The sequence below is a fragment of the Thiohalomonas denitrificans genome (assembly GCF_016841685.1).
Classification (GTDB): Bacteria; Pseudomonadota; Gammaproteobacteria; order Thiohalomonadales; family Thiohalomonadaceae; genus Thiohalomonas; species Thiohalomonas denitrificans_A.
The window spans coordinates 1-5,790 of record NZ_JAENYR010000132.1 but is presented as its reverse complement, the minus strand read 5'-3'; the positions used below and the strand labels follow the sequence as shown (position 1 = coordinate 5,790).

Annotated in this window: 3 protein-coding genes; all 3 read left to right on the top strand. The window is 63.7% G+C overall.

Translation table 11 applies throughout. From position 1 onward, the window contains the following. The first annotated feature begins 206 nt into the window (after window positions 1–206). Window positions 207–1,580, top strand: a complete 1,374-nt coding sequence (gene trkA, locus Q7L05_RS16805) for a Trk system potassium transporter TrkA (protein ID WP_303909376.1) — start codon at window positions 207–209, stop codon at window positions 1,578–1,580. A 102-nt stretch (window positions 1,581–1,682) separates the two neighbouring features. Next, window positions 1,683–3,137 carry a TrkH family potassium uptake protein gene (locus Q7L05_RS16800; RefSeq protein WP_303909374.1) on the top strand — a complete coding sequence of 485 codons (1,455 nt, stop codon included), beginning with the start codon at window positions 1,683–1,685 and terminating at the stop codon, window positions 3,135–3,137. Between the two features lie 234 nt (window positions 3,138–3,371). After that, a partial coding sequence (locus Q7L05_RS16795; protein WP_303909372.1) for a cation-translocating P-type ATPase occupies window positions 3,372–5,790 on the top strand: 2,419 nt, incomplete at its 3' end.

Here is a 5,790-nt window from a genome sequence, read left to right as displayed (position 1 = left end):
GAGTGGCGAGTGGCGAGTGGCGAGTGGCGAGTGGCGAGTGGCGAGTGGCGAGTCTCCAGGAGTCAACCACACCCGCAAACGCCTAGCAACTAGCAACTAGCAACTAGCAACTAGCAACTAGCAACTAGCAACTAGCCACTCGCCACTCGCTACTACCTCAGGTGCGCGCTACAATGCGTACTTCCCGAGTGCGGCGAACGTGAAGCATGAAAATCATCATCCTCGGTGCCGGTCAGGTGGGTTCATCACTGGCGAACAACCTGGCCAGCGAAGCCAACGATATCACCGTGATCGACGTCGACGGCAAACGTCTGCAGGAGCTGCAGGACCGCCTCGATCTGCGCACGGTCGCGGGCCGCGGTTCCCATCCCGAGGTGCTGCGGCGGGCCGGGGCGGAGGACGCGGATATGATTATCGCGGTCACCAACTCGGATGAAACCAATATGGTGGCCTGCCAGGTCGCCTACTCGCTGTTCCATACTCCCACCAAAATTGCCCGCGTGCGTTCCCTGCAGTACCTTCAAAATCCGGAGCTATTCACGCCCGAGGCGATTCCGGTCGATGTGCTGATCAGCCCCGAACAGCTGGTCACCAACTATGTGGTCCAACTGATCGCCCATCCCGGCGCACTGCAGGTACTGGGCTTCGCCGAGGGGAAGGTGCAGCTGGTGGGCGTCAAGGCCTATTACGGCGGGCCGCTGGTCGGGCACGAGCTGCGTACCCTGCGCGACCACATGCCCGGCGTGCAGACCCGGGTAGCGGCCATTTATCGCCGCGACCGGGCCATTATTCCCGAGGGTTCGACTGTCATCGAGGCGGACGACGAGGTCTTCTTTATCGCCGCCAGCAAGGATATCCGCGCGGTGATGAGCGAGCTGCGCCGCCTGGAGAAGCCGGTCAAGCGCATCATGGTGGCCGGCGGCGGCAACATCGGCAAACGCCTCGCGGCGGCGCTGGAAAACAAGTATCAGGTCAAACTCATCGACCATAATCTGGCCCGCACCCGGGACCTCTCCGAGGCCCTCGAGAAGTGTATTGTCCTTTACGGCGATGCCGCCGACGAGGAGCTGCTCCTGGAGGAAAACATCGAAGAAACCGATGTGTTCTGCGCCATGACCAATGACGATGAGGCCAACATTCTCGCGTCGATGCTCGCCAAACGGCTTGGGGCACGCAAGGTCATGGCCCTGATCAACCGGGCCGCCTATGTGGATCTGGTGGAGAGTGGCGACATCGATATTGCAATCTCCCCTCAGCAGGCGACCATCGGTTCCCTGCTCGCCCACGTACGCCGGGGCGATGTGGCCATGGTGCACTCCCTGCGCCGCGGCGCCGCCGAGGCCATCGAGGCGGTGGCCCATGGCGACCGACGTTCGTCGAAAGTGGTGGGCCGGGCGATCGAGGAGATCCGGCTACCGCACGGCACCACGATTGGCGCGATCGTGCGGGGCGATGAGGTGGTGATCGCCCACCACGACACGGTAATCGAATCGGAAGACCACGTCATTCTGTTCGTCATCGACAAACGCCGCATTCCCGAAGTCGAGCAGCTGTTCCAGGTGGGGATCACCTTCCTGTGAGAGACCAGGTTCGGGATACGGTACCCGAACTTTCGGGCCGGCAGGCGAAAGCGTCTGTGGTGGCTATTCGAATCCCGCATCTCGTTTCTCGTCCCTGATCGCATGCAATTCACCGTCGTACAGCGCATTCTGGGTCTGCTGCTGGCCCTCTTCTCCACGACCATGCTGCCGCCGGTCGCTGTCTCACTGCTATTTGGCGACGGCTTTTACGAGTCGTTCCTGCTCGCCTTCGGCCTCACCCTGGCCACCGGATTCGTGCTCTGGCTTCCGGTCCGGAATATTCGCCGGGATCTGCGCTTGCGCGACGGTTTCCTGGTTGTCGTACTGTTCTGGAGCGTGCTGGGGACGTTCGGCGCCCTCCCCTTTGCCGTCGGCGGGGAGCCCAACCTGTCGGTAACCGATGCGGTGTTCGAATCTATCTCGGGGCTCACCACCACCGGGGCCACGGTGATTACCGGGCTCGACAACCTGCCACCCTCGCTGCTCTATTATCGCCAGCAACTGCAGTGGCTCGGCGGCATGGGAATCATCGTGCTGGCCGTCGCCGTCCTGCCGATGCTCGGCGTCGGCGGCATGCAGCTCTACCGGGCCGAAACCCCGGGCCCGATGAAGGACAACAAACTCACCCCGCGCATCACCGAGACCGCCAAGGCCCTCTGGTACATCTACCTGGGACTAACCGTTGCCTGCATGCTGGCCTACTGGGTGGCGGGAATGAGCTTTTTCGACGCCGTAGGCCACGCCTTTTCCACCGTGGCAATCGGCGGTTTTTCAACCCACGACGCCAGCATGGGCTTCTTCCAGGACAAACCGCTCATTGAGATGATCGCCATCATTTTCATGCTGGCGTCCGGGGTAAACTTTGCTTTGCACTTTCTCGCCTGGCGATCACTCAACCTGCGCCCCTACCTCCAGGATGCCGAATTTCGCACCTATGCCATCGTGCTGGGTTCCCTGGCCCTGGTCACCTCCTCCTATCTTTATCTCGCGGAGGTCTTCCCGGAAACCTCTCAGGCGGTGCTGCACGGCGTCTTCCAGGCGGTATCCATCGGCACCACGGCCGGTTTCACCTCCGCCGACTACAGCCAATGGCCGGGCTTTCTGCCGGTAGCACTGCTGTTTGCCAGCTTTGTGGGGGGCTGCGCCGGGTCCACCGGCGGCGGCATGAAGGTGATTCGCTTCCTGTTGCTGATCAAGCAAGGGTTGCGCGAAATCCTTCGCCTTATCCACCCTCATGCAATTATCACGATCAAGATCGGAGGAAAGCCGCTCCCCAGTCGGGTGGTGGAATCGGTATGGGGCTTTTTTGCTACTTACGTGGCGATCTTCGCCTTTCTTCTTCTGCTGCTCATGTTTACCGGACTGGATCAGGTCACCGCGTTTTCCGCCGTGGCCGCCAGCATCAACAATCTCGGACCCGGCCTCGGTGAGGTTGCCACGCACTATGGCAATATCAGCGATTTCGCCAAATGGCTGCTTTGCTTCGCCATGCTGGTGGGACGACTCGAGATCTTCACCCTCCTCGTCCTGCTTACGCCCGCCTTCTGGCGGAAGTAAACTGACAAAGCTGCGCCGCAGCATCGGCGAGGGGGTCATATTCCTCAAGCGCTTCGACAGCGTCTCCCAGGCAAACTTGACTCAAGGAGTTTTCGCTCCGCAACTCTGTTGGAGCAATGCTATTCGGCTCCCGGGTAAACCCCGTCGAAAACCCCTACAGTCACTGGAAAACCCCGTTTCCGTGGACTGGAGAAAAGCCTTTGACAAAACATCCTGTAAAGCAGGGACGAGGTCTTGCCGAACCCTGGTGACAACGCCTTCAAGGCCTACGCCGAAACCCCGGAACGGGTGCTTGCTCAACTAAAGACGGACCCGGTACGCGGTCTGACGGAGGCAGAGGCTCGACGGCGGCGGGAGCGCCACGGCCTCAATCGGCTGGAAAAAGGCCAGCGCCGGAGCCCGCTGGTGATTCTGCTGGACCAATTCAAGAGCCTGGTGATTCTGCTGCTCATGGGAGCGGCGCTGGCGGCTCTGCTCTTCGAGCGGGTGGTGGAGGCCATCGCCATCGCAGTGGCCCTGGCGGTGAACGCAGCCGTGGGCTTCACCATGGAGTACCAGGCGGTGCGCTCGATGGCGGCGCTGAAGCGGCTGGGAGAGGTGCAGGCCCGAGTCCGGCGCGGCGGCACGGGGCGCGATGTGCCCGCGCAGCAGCTGGTCCCGGGAGACCTGGTCCTGCTTGAGGCGGGGGACCAGGTTCCGGCGGATCTGCGGCTTGTAGAGAGTGAGGGGTTCGCATGCGATGAGTCTGCCCTCACAGGCGAGTCGATGCCGGTCTCCAAAGATACCGGCGCGGTCGACCCCGACACAAGCTTGGCCGACCGCACCGGCATGGCCTACAAGGGCACCGCAGTGACCCAGGGCACCGCCACCGGATTGGTGGTGGCGATCGGAATGGGTACGGAAATTGGTCGGATCTCCGCCATGGTCCAGACAGCGCAGGGCGAGCTGACGCCCCTGGAGCGGCGGCTGGAGGCATTAGGAAGACGCCTGGCGGGTTTGACCTTTGTCGTCGCAGGAGTCGTTGCTGCGGCCGGATTGGCCGCGGGCAAGTCCTTGGCGACCATGTTGGAGACAGCGATCGCGCTGGCCATCGCCGCCGTACCGGAAGGCCTGCCGGTGGTCGCCACCGGGGCGCTCGCCCGCGGCATGCACCGGATGGCAGCCCGTAACGCCCTGGTCAAACGCCTCGCCGCGGTGGAGTCACTGGGCGCCGCCAGTGCCATTCTCACCGACAAGACCGGCACCCTGACCGAGAACCGTATGACCCTGGGGGTCATCACCCTGGAGGGGGAGGAGATCAGCCACCATCCCGAGTCTGGGAGTTACCGACGCGATGGGTCTGAGGTCACGCCCGATGACGTTCCGCGTCTGCGCCGGGCGCTGGAGATCGCCACCCTGTGCAATAACGCCGAGGCGGAAGAGAAGCCCGAGGGTGATCCCATGGAGGTGGCCCTGCTCCAGGCGGCGGCTACCGTCGGGATTGGACGCCCGGCCCTGCTCCAACGCCTGCCAGAGGTGCGCGAGGAGCCCTTTTCGTCCGACAGCAAAAAGATGGCTACCGTCCACGCGGATGGCGAAAACTACCGCTACGCAATCAAAGGCGCGCCGGAGACGGTCATTGATCACTGCATCGCGGTGGCCGGTAGGGACGGCAACGAACCGCTGGATGAGGCGGGGCGCGAGCGCTGGAAGGCTCGCAACCACGCCTTGGCCGGGAACGGTCTGCGGGTGCTGGCCCTCGCCGAGAAGCGCGCCGACAGCGATAAAGAGGACCCTTACAAAGGACTCACCCTGGTCGCACTGGCCGGGCTGCTCGACCCACCGCGGGAGGGGGTGCGCGAAGCGGTGGAGGCCTGCCGGGAGGCCGGCATCCGGGTAGTCATGATCACGGGCGACCAACCGGCCACCGCCGGCCACATCGCACGGGAACTCGGCATCGCCGACGAGCAGACACCTCCACCGGTACCGGGTTCAGCCCTCAAGGCGCCCGAGGCGCTTAGTGAAGAGGAGCGACGCCGGGACCTCGCCACTACCGTTTTCGCCCGGGTCAGCCCGGAGCAAAAGCTCGACATCGTCGGGCTGCACCAGCAGGCCGGAGCAGTGGTGGCCATGACCGGCGACGGCATCAATGACGCCCCTGCCCTCAAGAAGGCGGACGTGGGTATCGCCATGGGCCGGCGTGGCACAGACGTGGCCCGTGAAGCGGCGGACATGGTGCTGCGCGACGACGCCTTCACCACCATCGTTGCCGCCATCCGTCAGGGCCGCACCATCTTCGACAACATCCGCCGCTTCATCGTCTATCTTCTTTCCGGCAACCTGGGCGAAATCATGGCCGTCTCGGCGGCTGCTGCCGCCGGGGCGCCCCTGCCTCTCCTGCCGCTGCAGATCCTCTACATCAACTTCGTCAATGACGTACTTCCGGCCCTGGCGCTGGGTATGGGCCACAGCGAGTCGGCCGTCATGCGCCGCTCACCGCGCGCCAAATCGGAGCCCCTGGTTAGCCGCGCCGGCTGGGCCGCCATCTTCGGCTACGGCTTCATCATCGCCGCGAGCGCCCTGGGCGCTCTGGCGGTGGCCCTGCTTTGGCTCGACCTGTCGGTCGCCGCCGCGGTGACCGTCTCCTTCCTAACCTTCGGCTTCGCGCGCCTGT

Bases quoted from the DNA above. Each gene is read 5' to 3' on its own strand.
- trkA (WP_303909376.1), top strand. From the start codon at position 207: ATGAAAATCATCATCCTCGGTGCCGGTCAGGTGGGTTCATCACTGGCG.
- Q7L05_RS16800 (WP_303909374.1), top strand. From the start codon at position 1,683: ATGCAATTCACCGTCGTACAGCGCATTCTGGGTCTGCTGCTGGCCCTC.